Here is a 13,869-nt window from a genome sequence, read left to right on the forward strand (position 1 = left end):
TTACAAGTAATGCTGCTCATTGCAACGTCTTAATGAGGTTTCGGGGTATGCACCTTATTCAACGGCTACTCCTGGCCGCCGCGGCTACCGCCATCGTCGCCGGCCCCGCAAGCGCCCAGGAGTCGGATGCCGACAAGACCTGGACGGAAATCCGGATCGGCACCGAGGGCGCCTATCCCCCCTTCAACTTCCTCAACTCCGCCGGTGAACTCGAGGGATTCGACGTCGACATCACCCGCGCGCTCTGCACGCAGATGAAGGTTACCTGCACATTCGTGACGTCCGACTGGGACGGCATCATACCCGCTTTGCAGAACGGGCGCTTCGACGCCATCGTAGCGTCCATGTCGATCACGCCGGAGCGGTCGGAGCAGGTACTCTTCACCAACAAATACTATAACACGCCGGGTGCGATCGCCGTGCCCAAGGACAGCGAGCTGACGGAGGCCACGCCCGAAGCCCTTGCAGGCAAGGCCATAGGCGTGCAGGGCGGCACGACGCACTCGCAGGCGGCTGAATTCTTCTTTCCGGACGCCGATGTGCGCGTGTACCCGACCGCGGAGGAGTACAAGCTCGACATCGAGAACGGCCGAGTCGACGCGGTGATGGACGACATCGTCGTCCTTTCCGAGTGGATCAAGAGCGACGCCGGCGCCTGCTGCAAGGTGCTGGCGCAAATGCCCGTCAACGAAGAAATCTACGGCCCCGGTGCGGGGATCGCGCTGCGCAAGGGCAACGACAAGCTGAAGTCGATGTTCGACGAGGCGATCGTGGCGATCCGCGAGAATGGCGAGTACCAGAAGGTGCAGGCCAAGTATTTCGACTTCGACGTCTACGGCGACTGAGCTGCGGGGTTGCGCCGGGCATGACGTCCGGCGCGACCCTGCCGCCGACATGGTTTCTCCATGAACGACGTTCTTTCCCTGCTTGCCTACGGCGATGCCGGTTGGGGTGACGAGATCCTGTCCGGCGTCGGCATTACCGTTTCGCTGTCGCTGGCCACGCTACCGCTCGGGCTCGGGCTGGGCCTCCTGCTGGCGCTGGCGAAGCGCGCCGAGGACCCGGCCCTGCGCCTGTCGGCCGACATCTACACGACCATCTTCCGTGGCCTGCCCGAGTTGCTGACGCTGTTCCTCGTCTATTACGGCGGACAATCGCTCATTAATACCGCCTTTGGCGCTGCCGGCTTGCCGGCGCTGACAATCTCCAGCTTCGTCGCCGGCATGATCGCGCTGGGCATGGTCTTCTCGGCCTTTGCATCCGAAGTCTTCCTGTCGGCCTTCCAGGCCATACCGGCAGGCCAGGCCGAGGCAGGGCGTTCGCTTGGGCTGCATCGCTTCGCCATCTTCTACAAGATTACCTTTCCGCAGCTTGCCCGCCACGCCCTGCCCGGGCTGTCGAACTGCTGGCAGAACCTCCTCAAGGATACGGCGCTCGTCTCCGTTATCGGCCTTGCCGACATCTTGCGGCAGACCAGCATCGCCGCGCGCGTGACGCGCGAGCCATTCCTGTTCTTCGGGTTGGCCTGCGTCCTGTTCCTCATCCTCACCTTCGTTTCGGGCGCCGGCATCGCGCGGCTCGAGCGGTGGTCCAATCGCGGAGTGGTGGCCCGATGAGCGCATCGACCGTCCGGCAGCGACCGGGCCCCATCGGCATCGCGGCGCTGACGTTCTGGTTTCTGGCAGCGGCCGGCCTCGTCTGGTATCTCTATTCCGCCTACAATCCGACCTTGTTCGAGCGGTATGCCGGGCGCTATCTGGACGGGCTCTGGGTTACGATCCAGTTCGTCTTCATCTCCTTCATCTTCGGCGCGGCGCTCTCGGTACCCATTGCCTTCGGTCGCATCTCCAGAAACCGGATCACCCGCACGCTGGCCTACGGCTTCGTCAGCTTCTTTCGCGGCACCCCCTTCATCGCGCAGATCTTCCTGATCTACTACGGCTTTGCCAGTTTCCGGGGCGCCTTCGAGGCGGTCGGCCTGTGGTGGTTCTTCCGCGATGCGTGGCTCTGCGCCATCTTCGCCATGGTTCTCAACACCGCGGCCTACCAGGCGGAGATATTGCGCGGCGCCATCCGGAGCGTTCCGCATGGCCAATGGGAAGGCGCCAGCTCGCTCGGGCTGTCCAGCACCGTCACCTTTTTCAAGGTGATCCTGCCGCAGGCGCTCATGGTGGCGCTGCGGCCCTATGCCAATGAGCTGATCCTCATGGTGAAAACATCGGCGATCATCGCCATCGTCACGGTCTTCGACCTGTTCGGCGTCACGCGGCGGGCCTACAGCCAGACCTACGATTTCCAGACCTATGTGTGGGCGGCGGTAATCTACCTTCTGATCGTCGAGACGGTGCGCAACCTGACGGTGATCGTGGAAAAGCGGCTGACGCGCCACCTGAAACGCTAGATCGGGCATTAGGCCGTGAAACTGCCTGCCCGGCATGCCATGCTGGCGCAAAGCTGCGAGTCGCATGGGAAGGAACGCATGGCTAAAGTTGCATTCATCGGCCTCGGCGTCATGGGCTACCCGATGGCGGGCCATCTGGCCCAAAAAGGGGGCCACGAGACCGCCGTCTACAACCGCACTGCGGAAAAGGCCCGCAAATGGGCTGACGCCTTCGGCGGCCGCGCCGCCGAGACGCCGCGCGAAGCGGCACAGGGTGCCGATTACGTGTTCATGTGCGTCGGCAACGACGACGATGTCCGCTCCGTCGTCTACGGTCCGGATGGCATCCTTGCGGGTTTGAAAAGCGGCGCGGTCCTGATCGACAATACGACCGCCTCCGCCCATCTTGCCCGCGAGCTTGGCGATGCGGTGGAGAAGGCGGGGGGCCGCTTCCTGGATGCGCCGGTTTCAGGCGGCCAGGCCGGGGCGGAAAACGGCGTCCTGACCGTGATGGTGGGCGGCGACGAGAAGACCTTCGAAGATGCAAGGCCCGTCATCGACGCCTATGCGCGCATGGTCGGGCTGATGGGGCCAGTCGGCTCCGGCCAGCTTGCCAAGATGATGAACCAGATCTGCATTGCCGGCCTTGTCCAGGGCCTGGCCGAGGCGATCCAGTTCGGCCGTAATGCCGGCCTCGACATCGAAAAGGTCGTTTCCGTCATCTCCAAGGGTGCAGCCGGCTCGTGGCAGATGGAAAACCGCCACAAGACGATGATCGAGCAGAAGTACGATTTCGGCTTCGCCGCCGAATGGATGCGAAAGGATCTCGGTATCTGCCTGGAAGAAGCGAAGGCCAACGGCTCTTCGCTTCCGGTAACGGCGCTTATCGACCAGTTCTACGCCGAAGTCATCGGCATGGGCGGTGCGCGGTGGGATACGTCTTCCCTGCTGGCGCGGCTGGAACGGTAGCCGGCGGCGCCTCGCTAGTCGCGCTGCTCCTTGTCGAGGACGAGATAATCGAGGGGCAGTTCGGTCGTGTACTTGATCTGCTCCATCGCGAAGGACGACGACACGTCGCGGATTTCGATTTTGGAGATCAGCTTCTTGTAGAAGGTGTCGTAGGCGGCGATATCGGGCACCACCACGCGCAGCAGGTAGTCGACATCGCCGCTCATGCGATAGAACTCGGCCACCTCCGGAAACTCGGCAACCACCTCCGAGAAGCGCAGCAACCACTCATTGCTGTGCGAGGACGTGCGCACCGAAACGAAAACCGTAACGCGGGCATTCACCTTCTGAGGGTCGAGAATTGCGACGCGGCGGCGGATGACGCCCTCTTCCTCCAGCTTCTGGATGCGGCGCCAGCACGGCGTGGTAGAAAGCCCGACGCGCTTGGCGATATCGGCGACGGCAAGCGTCGCGTCCGCCTGCAGAAGCCGAAGGATTTTCTTGTCGAGCCGATCCATGTTCCGTGCCTTGTCGATGCCATTGGTTGCGTGGGGCGCAAGCCGCCGCAGCAAAGCTTGTGCATGTCCGGTCAACTTTACGCAAGTTGCAGGCGCTTGCGTTTGCACGCGGCGGTCGCGCAACCTACATCTTCAGCCGAGCGTCATGCCATCCAGGAGACCAGTTTGAGGCCGCCCCACCCGTTTGGCTTTCCGGAAACCTGCCGATGAGGAATGGCGGCGTTCTGATGGTGCTCATCGCTCTTCTGGGCATTGGGCTGGCACTTCTGCTCCTGAACACCGATGGCACGATCGCCGGCCTCGGCGAAGATGATTTTGCGCGGCTCGTCTATCTTGGCGCAATCCTGACGGCGGTGGGCGGAACGGTCATCGTGGCTTTTCGCGGACGGTTTGCCGAGGCGGTGCGCAGCGCCCTCCTGTGGGCCATAGCCTTCGTGGTGCTGATCGGCGTCTATGCCTACTCAACCGAATTCCGCTCGATCGGAGAGCGGATGCTCGGTGCCCTGATGCCCGGACGGATCGTTGCAAGCGGCAGCGGTGACAACCTCCAGGTGTCGGTCGGACGGGGCTTCGACAATCACTTCCGCGTCGACGCCACCATCAACGGGGTAGAGCTGCCCGTGCTGGTGGATACCGGTGCAAGCACCGTCGCCCTCGACCGGGATACCGCAAGGCGTGTGGGAATCGATGTCGACGGCCTGTCCTACGATGCACAGGTGCGTACCGCCAACGGCGTGGCGTCCGCCGCCATGGTGCGGCTGGACAGCGTCGCCGTGGGCCCCATCGAACGGCACAACGTGACGGCCATGGTCACCGCGAACGACGCTATCGGCGTCGGCCTGCTGGGCATGAGCTTTCTGGGCCAGCTCGCCTCTGTGGAGTTTCGCGGCGACCGCCTGATCCTGACCGACCGCTAGAGCGTTCGCGGCCAAGGCGGGCCGCCCTGGCGACGGATCGTGGCGCTTGAGCTCATCGGCGACAGACGGACATGGCCTCAGGCCGCAGCCAGTTCCACGCCGGCCATGGCCTCGAAGAGCAGGTCGGGGCCGGCATCGGGGCGAACCGACTGTTCGGACAGGATCTGCCGCCACCGCCGCGCCCCGGGAAGGCCGTTGAAGAGCCCCAGCATGTGGCGCGTGACATGCGAAAGCCGGCCGCCGGCCGCGACATGCGCCCCGGCATACTCCGCCATCTTCCCGACCACCTCGGCCAGCGACGACGAAGGCGCCGGGCTGCCGAACAGAAGCGGATCGACAGTCAGCAGGTCGGCCGGGTTCTGGTAGGCTGCCCGCCCCAGCATCACGCCATCGAGCCCGTCCAGCAGAGACCTGGCCGATGCGACCTGGCCGATGCCGCCATTGATGCCGATGAACCTGTCCGGCAGGCGAGCCTTCAGGCGTTGGACGCGGCCATAATCGAGAGGCGGGATTTCACGATTTTCCTTGGGGCTCAGCCCCTGCAGCCACGCCTTGCGGGCGTGCACCCACAGGCCGTCCGCCCCGGTGGCGAAAACGGCATCGGCCAGTGCATCCAGCGCCGGCTCCGGATCCTGGTCGTCGACGCCGATACGGCATTTGACGGTAACGGGCACGGCCACGGCGCTTTTCATCGCCGCGACGCAGGCGCCGACCAGGGCCGGTTGCAGCATCAGACAGGCGCCGAAGGCCCCGGACTGCACCCTGTCCGACGGGCAACCGACGTTCAGGTTGATTTCGTCATAGCCGAAACCCTCGCCGATCCGCGCCGCCTCAGCCAGCTTGGCCGGGTCCGAGCCGCCAAGCTGCAGCACCACCGGATGCTCCATGGCGTCGAACCCCAGCAACCGCTCACGCGGGCCGTGGATAGCGGCGTCTGCAACGACCATCTCCGTGAACAGCCGCGCATGCGCGCTCATCTGCCGGTGAAAGTACCGGCAATGTCTGTCCGTCCAGTCGATCATGGGTGCGACGGCGAATTTCATAGATATTTCAACAACCTGTTATTTCCTGGTATGCCGAAAGAGTAGGATTGTCGCCATTATTTCGGCAGCCTGGGATCTCCGGTCTCATCTACGTCATCTCAGATGCGAAAAAAGTGTCTGCCTGATGGGATAGACGATAGTTACTATCTTTCGAGGGGCATTCCAGCAAGCTTGCGCTCAGCAGCAACGCGTCATATGTAGGTACTTGCCTACATGGAGGTGCGCCTTGCCTGTTACCACCCTTTCCAGTCGCGAGTTGAATCATGACGTCAGCAGCGCCAAGAAGGCGGCGCAGAGCGGCCCGGTCGTCATCACCGATCGGGGCAAGCCCTCCCATGTCCTGATGACCTACGACGAGTTCAAGCGCCTGACCGGCAAGCGCCGCAGCCTCGTGGAAGCCCTGGCCATGCCTGGTCTGTCGGACATCGACTTCGATCCGCCGCGCGTCGAGATCATACAGCGCCGGGTCGACCTGACGTGAGCTATCTGCTCGACACCAACGTTATTTCCGAACTGCGCAAAATCGGCGACGGCAAAGCCGATGCCAACGTCGTCGCATGGATCGGCGCGGAAGACACGGCAAATTTCTTTATCTCCGCGATTACCATTCTCGAACTGGAGCGCGGACTTCTGGGTGTACAGCGCCGGGACGCCCTGCAAGGTGCGCTTCTGCGCGCTTGGCTCGACAATCATATACGACCGGAGTTTTCTGGACGCATACTGCCCGTTGACGACGAAGTCGCCACGCGCTGCGCGCATCTGCATATCCCCGATCGACGCAACGAGGCCGACGCGCTGATTGCCGCTACGGCACTGGTCCAGGGCTTGCCCGTGGTGACGCGTAATACCCGCGATTTCGAGGGTACAGGCGTTGTTTTGATCGACCCCTGGCGGGGCTGACCAACCCTTGCCCCTCGCTGATCCTTGTCCATGATCCGCAGGTATAGTGCGCAGTGATATCCGCACCGGTGTTTGCCCTCTGTCTCGGCTATTTCTGAACGCTCCCGGTCAATCGAAACCACTCCACGAAATGGCCATGGCATGCGGCCGGAACTGCGCTATCTGCTGCCGCTGGCAACCCATCGGAGCGAGTGCAACCGGCATGGCAAAAGAACAGGGGCAGCCCATCATCGTGTGGCTGCGTCACGATCTGCGGCTCGACGACAACCCGGCCCTTGCGCATGCGGCGGAATCCGGACGCCCCGTCATCCCCCTTTTCATCCTGGCCGACGCGAATGCGCCCGTACGACCCTATGGCAGTGCCCACAAATGGTGGCTGCACCACTCGCTGAAAGAGCTTTCCGCGTCGTTCGGCAAACTGGGATCGCGCCTTGTATTGCGCCGTGGCGATGCCTTCGCGGTGCTGGAGGACATCCTGTCGAAAAGTGGCGCCACCGCAGTCTACATCAACCGTCGCTATGGTCCGGAAGCATCGCGCGTCGATGGCGAGCTGGAATCGCGCTTCAATTGTGTCGACATCCAATGCTTCGAAGCTGCCCTGCTGCACGACCCCGATCAGGTCAAGACGGGAAGCGGTGGATACTACAAGGTCTATACACCCTTCATGAAGTCTGTCAGCGCCGGTCTGCATAGCTATCGGCACCCCATCGATCCGCCGTCCGGGCTGGCGGCGCCCGAACATTTCCCCCTGTCCGAAAGCCTCGATACGTGGGGGCTCCTGCCGACCAATCCGAATTGGGCGAAGGGCTTTCAGTCGGAATGGATCCCCGGCGAAACCGGGGCGCAGGAGCGGCTTTCGTATTTCTGCGATGAGCTGCTTGCCGGTTATGAGGAGGGACGAAACAAGCCGTCCGAAGACCTGACCTCCCGCCTCTCGCCGCATCTCCATTTCGGCGAGGTGTCGGCGCTTCGCGCGCTGACAACGGCCGAGGAAACCGCCCATCGCCGCAAATCCATTCCCGACAACGACCGGCAGACATTCCGCCGCGAACTGATCTGGCGCGATTTCAACCACCATCTGCTTTATCATTTTCAAAATCTTGCAACAGATAACTTCAACCATCGCTTCAACGCCTTGAAATGGCGCGAAGCGACCGGGGACTTGAAGGCGTGGCAAACCGGCCGGACAGGATATCCCATCGTGGATGCCGGCATGCGCCAGCTCTGGCAGATGGGGTGGATGCACAACCGCGTGCGGATGATCGTCGGATCGTTCCTGACGAAGGATCTGCTCATCGACTGGCGGGAGGGCGAAGCCTGGTTCTGGGATACGCTCGTCGATGGGGACGAGGCGAACAACACCTCGCAATGGCAGTGGATCGCGGGCACGGGCGCCGATGCGCAGCCCTTCTTCCGCATCTTCAACCCCATCAAGCAAAGCCAGGATTTCGACCCCGAGGGCGACTACATCCGAAGCTTCGTGCCCGAATTGTCGAAGTTGCCCGCCAAAGCCATCCACGCACCGTGGGAGGCCGATGGCGCCACGCTGGACGAGGCGGGCGTCACGCTGGGCGAAACCTATCCACGGCCGATCGTCGACCATAAGGAGGCGCGCGACCGGGCCAACGCCGCCTTCCAGGCGACCCGGTAACCGGCCGCCGGCCGATACGACGGAAGGCGTTTCGCCAACCTGTCCGATGATCTAGGCTTGCGGCGATTCGAGATACGATGCCGACACACGATCGGAAACCCAAATGGAACGAAACCTTTCCGTCATCGACGCCATCGGCAATACGCCGCTGATCCGGCTGCGGCGCGCCTCCGAGGAGACGGGGTGCGAGATCTGGGGCAAGGCCGAGTTCATGAACCCCGGCCAGTCGATCAAGGATCGGGCGGGCCTGTTCATCATCCGGGATGCCGAAGCCCGGGGCCTGATCCAGCCGGGCGGCATCATCGTGGAAGGCACGGCCGGCAATACCGGCATCGGCCTGACGCTGGTGGCGAACGCGCTTGGCTACCGGACCGTCATCGTGATCCCCGACACGCAGTCGCAGGAAAAGAAGGACGCGCTCCGCCTGATGGGTGCGGAGTTGCTGGAAGTGCCTGCGGTGCCCTACCGCAACCCCAACAACTACGTAAAGATATCCGGCCGGCTCGCCGAGCGGATCGCGCGCAGCCATCCCGATGGTGCCATCTGGGCCAACCAGTTCGACAATGTCGCCAACCGCGACGGCCATATCGTGACGACGGCTGAGGAGATCTGGCAGCAGACCGGCGGCCAGATCGACGGCTTCATCTGCTCTGTCGGAACGGGCGGCACGCTGGCCGGAACCGCGGCCGGCCTCAAGCGGCACTCCGGCCATGTGCGCATCGGCCTCGCGGACCCGATGGGCGCGGCCCTCTACAGCTTCTACAAGGATGGCGAGTTGAAGTCTGAGGGCTCGTCCATCACCGAGGGCATCGGCCAGGGACGCATCACCGCCAATCTCGATGGATTCGAGCCGGATTTCGTCTGCCAGGTGCCGGATGCGGAAGCCCTGCCGATCCTGTTCGATCTCGTGCTGGAGGAAGGGCTGTGCCTCGGCGGATCGTCGGGCATCAACATCGCGGGCGCCATCCGCATGGCGCGGGAGATGGGGCCGGGCCACACCATCGTCACCGTGCTCTGCGATTACGGAAACCGCTATCAGTCGAAGCTGTACAATCCCGACTTCCTGAAAACGAAAGATCTCCCGCAACCGGACTGGATCGACAGGGAGCCGGGCTTCGACATTCCCTTCGAAGCTGCGTGACAGGGGGCGCAAGCGTGAGCCGGTACAGTACAATCCTTTCCCCGCAAGAGTTGGCGGCGGCATCGAGCGCCGGCAAGCTGCGCATCGTCGACGCCTCCTGGTACATGCCGGCGCAGGATCGCGATGCCCGCGCCGAGTTCGAGGCCGCGCATATTCCGGGGGCGGTCTTCTTCGACCAGGATGCCGTCGTCGATCCGCAATCGAGCCTGCCCCATACCCTGCCATCCCCTTCGGTCTTTTCCAAAGCGGCCGGCGCACTGGGCCTGTCTTCCGATGACAGGATCGTCGTCTATGACGGCATCGGCCTCTTCTCCGCCGCACGCGTCTGGTGGATGCTGCGCGTGTTCGGCGCCCGTGACGTTCTCGTTCTGGATGGCGGGCTGCCGGCATGGCTGGCGGCCGGCCTGCCGACAGAGTCCGGCCCGGCCCAGCCCCAGCCGGCGCATTTCGAGGCCAGGGAACCGGGCGACGCGGTCGTCGGTCTCGAGGCGATGCGTCGCATCGTCGAATCCGGATCGCTCCAGATTGCCGATGCGCGCCCCGCCGAACGGTTTTCCGGCAGTGCGCCGGAGCCCCGGGCGGGCGTCCGGTCCGGCCACATGCCCGGCGCGTCTTCCCTGCCCTTCAGCGAGGTGCAGGCAGATGGCCGGCTGAAGGACGAGGCGGCCCTGCGCGCCGCGTTCCGCGATGCGGGCATAGATCCGGACGCGCCGGTTGTCACCACGTGCGGCTCGGGCGTCACGGCGGCCGTCATCAATCTCGCGCTGGAATCACTCGGCAACCGCGGTGCGAAGCTGTATGATGGCTCGTGGACGGAATGGGGCTCGCATTCGGATACGCCCGTGGAGACGGGCCCGGCCGTAACGAGGTGAAGGCGTGACGACAATCAAGACCGAAGTGACGCAGCTTGTGCTGCATTCGCTTCCCGATGCGGAGACCCCGATGCCCGAGCATGCCGGGCGGCTGGACCTTCTTCGCGTGCGGACCATTCCGCTTGCCTTCTACCGCTATCTCTATCGGGTCGGCAGGCCCCACCACTGGACATCGCGCTGTCTTGGCGACAGGGAACTGGCGCGCGAGGTGCATGCGCCCAATGTCCGTTTGCAGGTCCTGTATTGCGATGGAGCGCCCGCCGGCTGGTTCGAGCTCGATGTCGGCCGTGCCCCGCGCCAGACCCGCCTTGTCCACTTCGCCACGATGCCGGAGTTTCGGGGGCGCGGGCTTGCCCGGTACCTTTTGTCCAAGGCCATCACGGCCGGCTTCGAGGACGGGCCGAACGGACTGGTGGTGGAAACCAACACCCTCGACCATCCCGCCGCCCTGCCCCTGTACCGCAAGATGGGCTTCCGTCCGCTGTCGGTGCGCGAGGTTGTAACCATCGCCTTCACCGATCCGGAAGCCGACGGCGACGGCCTCTCCGAGCCGTCCGGCCGTTTCGCGCCAGGGATGGCCTGACGATCGTACGATGGCGCAGGCGGTTATCTCCGGCGATGCTGGCGCCGCACGCGCCAGGCTTCGCATCCTTGCAACGAGCGATCTTCACGCCTGCATCTATCCCTATGACTATTTCGTAGACCGGGAGACGCATTCGGTCGGTCTGGCACGTGCCGCAAGCTGCATCGCGCAGTTGCGCCGCGGCGCGCCCAATTGCCTTCTCTTCGACAATGGCGATTTCCTGCAGGGAAATCCGCTCGGCGATTTCGCCGCCAGGAGCAGCGCGGAACAGGGGTGGCGCCACCCCGTGGTCGAGGCCATGCGGCAACTCGGCTACGACGCGGCGAGCCTCGGCAATCACGAGTTCGACTGGGGCTTGCCGTTCCTTGCGCAGGCCCTGGAAGGTGCCGGGTTTCCCCTCCTGTGCGCAAACCTCCAGTCCGCCGGCACGTTCAGCCCCTTCTGGACCCCTTATGCCATCCTGCACCGGACCCTGGCGCTGGATGGCGGGGGCCATCTCCCGATCCGCATCGGCGTTCTGGGCCTGCTTCCGCCGCAGGTGACGAAGTGGAATGCGCATCACCTGGACGGCGTCGTCGTCAGCCAGGACATCGTGGCCACGGCCTTACAGGTGGTGCCGCGCATGCGGGCCGAAGGCGCCGATCTGGTGATCGCGCTGGCCCATACGGGGATCGATCCTTCGACCGATGGGTCGAGGCAGGAAAACGCGGCACTTGCGCTGGCCTGCGTGGCGGGGATCGACGCGATCATTGCCGGCCATCAGCACTTGCGCCTTCCGGGCAGGGATTTCGCCGGAATTGCCGGCGTCGACGCGGATACCGGCTTCGTCCACGCAATACCCTGCGTCATGCCCGGCTTCGGTGGCTCGGAGGTCGGCGCGATCGACCTTGCCCTGACACATGAGGGCGCCCGCTGGACGGTCGAGGCCGCAGCCGCCCGGCTGCACCCGATCAGTCGCAGGGGCGCGGATGGCGCGATACCGCTGGTGCAAAGCGACCGGGCCGTGCTCCACGCAGCGGCGGCCGCCCATGAGGGCACGCTCGCCTATATCCGCCAGCCCATCGGCAGGACACTGGCGCCGCTTCATTCGTATTTTTCGGTCCTGAAGCCGACACGCGCGCTGCAACTCGTCAGCGAAGCGCAGCTCTGGCATGCCCGAAGAATGATCGCCGGCGGTCCGCTGGACGGGCGGCCTCTGCTGTGCGCGGCATCGCTGTTCAAGGCGGGCGGGCGGGGCGGGCCGGCGAATTACACCGACATCCCAGCCGGGCCACTGGCCATCCGCAACGTGTCGGACCTCTACAGCTACCCCAACGAGTTGCAGATCGTCGATATGTCCGGCGACGAACTCGGCGAATGGCTGGAGATGTCGGCCAGCATATTCTCCACCGTGGCGGCGGACGGGATCGTTCGGCCGCTGCTGCTTCATGGTGCGGCTCCATACAATTTCGACGTCATAGATGGTCTGACCTATCGGATCGACCTGGCGATGCCAGCGCGTTACGACATCGACGGCAAGCTTGCCCCCAGCGGCGCGCGGCGCATCGGCGCGTTGCGGTACATGGACCAGAAGGTTTCGCCGGACCGGCATTTCCTGGTGGTGACGAACAGCTTCCGGGCATCGGGCGGAGGGCACTTTCCCGGACTCGGCATGGACCGCGTGGTCGCATCGTCGCACGAGGCCAACCGCGACGTTCTGGCTGCCTATATCGCCGATCGGGGAACCGTGGAGTGCCATGAGCGCCCGATATGGCGCTTTGCAGAAACCGGCGGCGCGCTCGTGGATTTCGATACCGGGCCCGGTGCCGCGCGCCATCTGCATGAGATCGCCGGCTTTGCACCGGTGGCGCAAGGAACGACAGAAGAAGGCTATGTGCGATACAGGATGACGCTGCCATGATCGCTTCGCACACCGTCAGACGCCGACTTGCCCTGGCGGCCGTTGCCGTTTCGGCAATCATCCTCGGCGCGGCCGCGTTCTGGACACTCGGCCCGCGTGAGCCGGTGGCGCGGACATCCGCGTTTGCCGCCCGGGATATCGGCCCCGACATATCGGCCTGGCTGGCGGCGGGCGAGGCCGACATACCCAACCTTCGCCCCGATGCGGCCAAGGAGATCGTCTGGGCCTATCCGGCATCGCGCGCCAGGACGCCGGTGGCCATCGTCTATATCCATGGTTTCTCAGCCAGCAAGGCCGAGCTGCGTCCCGTGCCGGACATGGTTGCACGGAAGCTCGGCGCCAACCTCTTCTATACGCGGCTGGCCGGGCACGGCCGCAACGAAGCGGCCATGGCGGAGCCGACCGTCGGCGACTGGCTGGACGATCTTTCGGAAGCCGTCGCCGTCGGCCGGCGCATCGGCGAAAAGGTGGTCATCGTCGGCACGTCCACCGGCGGCGCATTGACGACCTATGGCGCCAGCCTGCCGGGCATGCTGGACGGGGTGGCGGGCGTGGTTCTGATATCGCCCAATTTCGCCATTCGCGACTGGCGGAGCTTTCTCCTGACCATGCCGTATGCGCGGCAGATCGTACCCTTCCTGCATGGCGACACCTACGGGGAGGCTCCGCGAAGCCGGCCCGCCGACGAGGCGGCGGAAACCTATGGCTGGACGCGGGGGTTCCCCACCGTGGCACTGCTGCCCATGGCCGCGCTTGCGCAAACGGCAGCGGCCATCGACTTTTCCGCGATCCATATTCCGGCGCTCTTCGTCCTGTCGCCGGCCGACAAGGTGGTGGATGCATCGGTGACGCTGGACGCAGCCGGCCGGTGGGGCGGGCCGCACCAGGTGCTGCAGATCGACGATTCCAACGACCCTTCGCAACACCTCATCGCCGGCGACCTGCGATCGCCGCAAACCAGCCAGCGCGTGGCGGACGCCATCGCCGGCTGGATCGCCGCCCTGCCCTGATCCAAC

The 13,869-nt window shown here is 64.4% G+C and carries 15 protein-coding genes; 13 read left to right on the forward strand and 2 right to left on the reverse strand.

The genetic code is table 11. The annotated features are described in order from the left end of the window. Positions 1-47: 47 nt before the first annotated feature. The 4 genes from IGS74_RS13825 (at position 48) to IGS74_RS13840 (ending at position 3,349) form a co-directional block, all read left to right on the forward strand. Positions 48-845, forward strand: a complete 798-nt coding sequence (locus tag IGS74_RS13825; protein ID WP_192386878.1) for an ABC transporter substrate-binding protein — start codon at positions 48-50, stop codon at positions 843-845. 60 nt (positions 846-905) lie between these two features. Beyond that, a complete protein-coding gene (locus IGS74_RS13830) occupies positions 906-1,616 on the forward strand; it encodes an ABC transporter permease subunit (RefSeq protein WP_192386880.1) in 711 nt (236 codons plus the stop codon). Next, positions 1,613-2,401 carry an ABC transporter permease gene (locus IGS74_RS13835; protein ID WP_192386881.1) on the forward strand — a complete coding sequence of 263 codons (789 nt, stop codon included), beginning with the start codon at positions 1,613-1,615 and terminating at the stop codon, positions 2,399-2,401. Before IGS74_RS13830 ends, IGS74_RS13835 begins: the two co-directional genes overlap by 4 nt. Positions 2,402-2,479: 78 nt before the next feature. After that, positions 2,480-3,349, forward strand: coding sequence for an NAD(P)-dependent oxidoreductase (locus tag IGS74_RS13840; protein WP_039193364.1), 870 nt, complete (start codon positions 2,480-2,482; stop codon positions 3,347-3,349). 14 nt (positions 3,350-3,363) lie between these two features. On the opposite strand, the gene IGS74_RS13845 is transcribed toward IGS74_RS13840, so the two are convergent. Further along, the gene (locus IGS74_RS13845; protein ID WP_039194291.1) at positions 3,364-3,846 is read right to left on the reverse strand and encodes an Lrp/AsnC family transcriptional regulator; all 483 of its coding nucleotides are present in this window, start codon (positions 3,844-3,846) and stop codon (positions 3,364-3,366) included. A gap of 206 nt (positions 3,847-4,052) precedes the next feature. Between IGS74_RS13845 and IGS74_RS13850 the strand changes: the two genes are divergently transcribed. Next, positions 4,053-4,763 carry a TIGR02281 family clan AA aspartic protease gene (locus IGS74_RS13850; protein WP_192386883.1) on the forward strand — a complete coding sequence of 237 codons (711 nt, stop codon included), beginning with the start codon at positions 4,053-4,055 and terminating at the stop codon, positions 4,761-4,763. A gap of 77 nt (positions 4,764-4,840) precedes the next feature. On the opposite strand, the gene dusA is transcribed toward IGS74_RS13850, so the two are convergent. Beyond that, positions 4,841-5,806, reverse strand: a complete 966-nt coding sequence (dusA, locus tag IGS74_RS13855) for a tRNA dihydrouridine(20/20a) synthase DusA (RefSeq protein WP_192386885.1) — start codon at positions 5,804-5,806, stop codon at positions 4,841-4,843. A gap of 226 nt (positions 5,807-6,032) precedes the next feature. On the opposite strand from dusA, the gene IGS74_RS13860 reads away from it, so the two are divergent. From IGS74_RS13860 to IGS74_RS13895, 8 genes are all read left to right on the forward strand, one after another. Then, a complete protein-coding gene (locus IGS74_RS13860; protein WP_192386887.1) occupies positions 6,033-6,287 on the forward strand; it encodes a type II toxin-antitoxin system Phd/YefM family antitoxin in 255 nt (84 codons plus the stop codon). After that, positions 6,284-6,706, forward strand: coding sequence for a type II toxin-antitoxin system VapC family toxin (locus tag IGS74_RS13865; protein ID WP_192386889.1), 423 nt, complete (start codon positions 6,284-6,286; stop codon positions 6,704-6,706). Before IGS74_RS13860 ends, IGS74_RS13865 begins: the two co-directional genes overlap by 4 nt. A 202-nt stretch (positions 6,707-6,908) precedes the next feature. Further along, positions 6,909-8,357, forward strand: coding sequence for a deoxyribodipyrimidine photo-lyase (locus IGS74_RS13870; RefSeq protein WP_192386891.1), 1,449 nt, complete (start codon positions 6,909-6,911; stop codon positions 8,355-8,357). Between the two features lie 103 nt (positions 8,358-8,460). Then, positions 8,461-9,498 carry a cysteine synthase A gene (locus tag IGS74_RS13875; RefSeq protein ID WP_192386893.1) on the forward strand — a complete coding sequence of 346 codons (1,038 nt, stop codon included), beginning with the start codon at positions 8,461-8,463 and terminating at the stop codon, positions 9,496-9,498. A 32-nt stretch (positions 9,499-9,530) separates the two neighbouring features. Next, on the forward strand, positions 9,531-10,370 hold the full coding sequence (gene sseA / locus IGS74_RS13880; RefSeq protein ID WP_246723153.1) for a 3-mercaptopyruvate sulfurtransferase: 840 nt from the start codon (positions 9,531-9,533) through the stop codon (positions 10,368-10,370). 4 nt (positions 10,371-10,374) lie between these two features. Next, positions 10,375-10,953, forward strand: coding sequence for a GNAT family N-acetyltransferase (locus IGS74_RS13885; RefSeq protein WP_192386897.1), 579 nt, complete (start codon positions 10,375-10,377; stop codon positions 10,951-10,953). Between the two features lie 10 nt (positions 10,954-10,963). Then, positions 10,964-12,853, forward strand: coding sequence for a bifunctional 2',3'-cyclic-nucleotide 2'-phosphodiesterase/3'-nucleotidase (locus IGS74_RS13890; RefSeq protein ID WP_192386899.1), 1,890 nt, complete (start codon positions 10,964-10,966; stop codon positions 12,851-12,853). Continuing rightward, complete coding sequence (locus IGS74_RS13895) at positions 12,850-13,863, forward strand: alpha/beta fold hydrolase (RefSeq protein WP_192386901.1); 1,014 nt, start codon at positions 12,850-12,852, stop codon at positions 13,861-13,863. The genes IGS74_RS13890 and IGS74_RS13895 overlap by 4 nt, the downstream gene beginning before the upstream one ends. Positions 13,864-13,869: the final 6 nt, after the last annotated feature.

Origin of the sequence: Aureimonas sp. OT7, assembly GCF_014844055.1 — a bacterium.
Lineage (GTDB): Bacteria > Pseudomonadota > Alphaproteobacteria > Rhizobiales > Rhizobiaceae > Aureimonas > Aureimonas altamirensis_A.

Bases quoted from the DNA above. Each gene is read 5' to 3' on its own strand.
- IGS74_RS13825 (WP_192386878.1), top strand. From the start codon at position 48: ATGCACCTTATTCAACGGCTACTCCTGGCCGCCGCGGCTACCGCCATC.
- IGS74_RS13830 (WP_192386880.1), top strand. From the start codon at position 906: ATGAACGACGTTCTTTCCCTGCTTGCCTACGGCGATGCCGGTTGGGGT.
- IGS74_RS13835 (WP_192386881.1), top strand. From the start codon at position 1,613: ATGAGCGCATCGACCGTCCGGCAGCGACCGGGCCCCATCGGCATCGCG.
- IGS74_RS13840 (WP_039193364.1), top strand. From the start codon at position 2,480: ATGGCTAAAGTTGCATTCATCGGCCTCGGCGTCATGGGCTACCCGATG.
- IGS74_RS13845 (WP_039194291.1), bottom strand. From the start codon at position 3,846: ATGGATCGGCTCGACAAGAAAATCCTTCGGCTTCTGCAGGCGGACGCG.
- IGS74_RS13850 (WP_192386883.1), top strand. From the start codon at position 4,053: ATGAGGAATGGCGGCGTTCTGATGGTGCTCATCGCTCTTCTGGGCATT.
- dusA (WP_192386885.1), bottom strand. From the start codon at position 5,806: ATGAAATTCGCCGTCGCACCCATGATCGACTGGACGGACAGACATTGC.
- IGS74_RS13870 (WP_192386891.1), top strand. From the start codon at position 6,909: ATGGCAAAAGAACAGGGGCAGCCCATCATCGTGTGGCTGCGTCACGAT.
- IGS74_RS13875 (WP_192386893.1), top strand. From the start codon at position 8,461: ATGGAACGAAACCTTTCCGTCATCGACGCCATCGGCAATACGCCGCTG.
- IGS74_RS13890 (WP_192386899.1), top strand. From the start codon at position 10,964: ATGGCGCAGGCGGTTATCTCCGGCGATGCTGGCGCCGCACGCGCCAGG.
- IGS74_RS13895 (WP_192386901.1), top strand. From the start codon at position 12,850: ATGATCGCTTCGCACACCGTCAGACGCCGACTTGCCCTGGCGGCCGTT.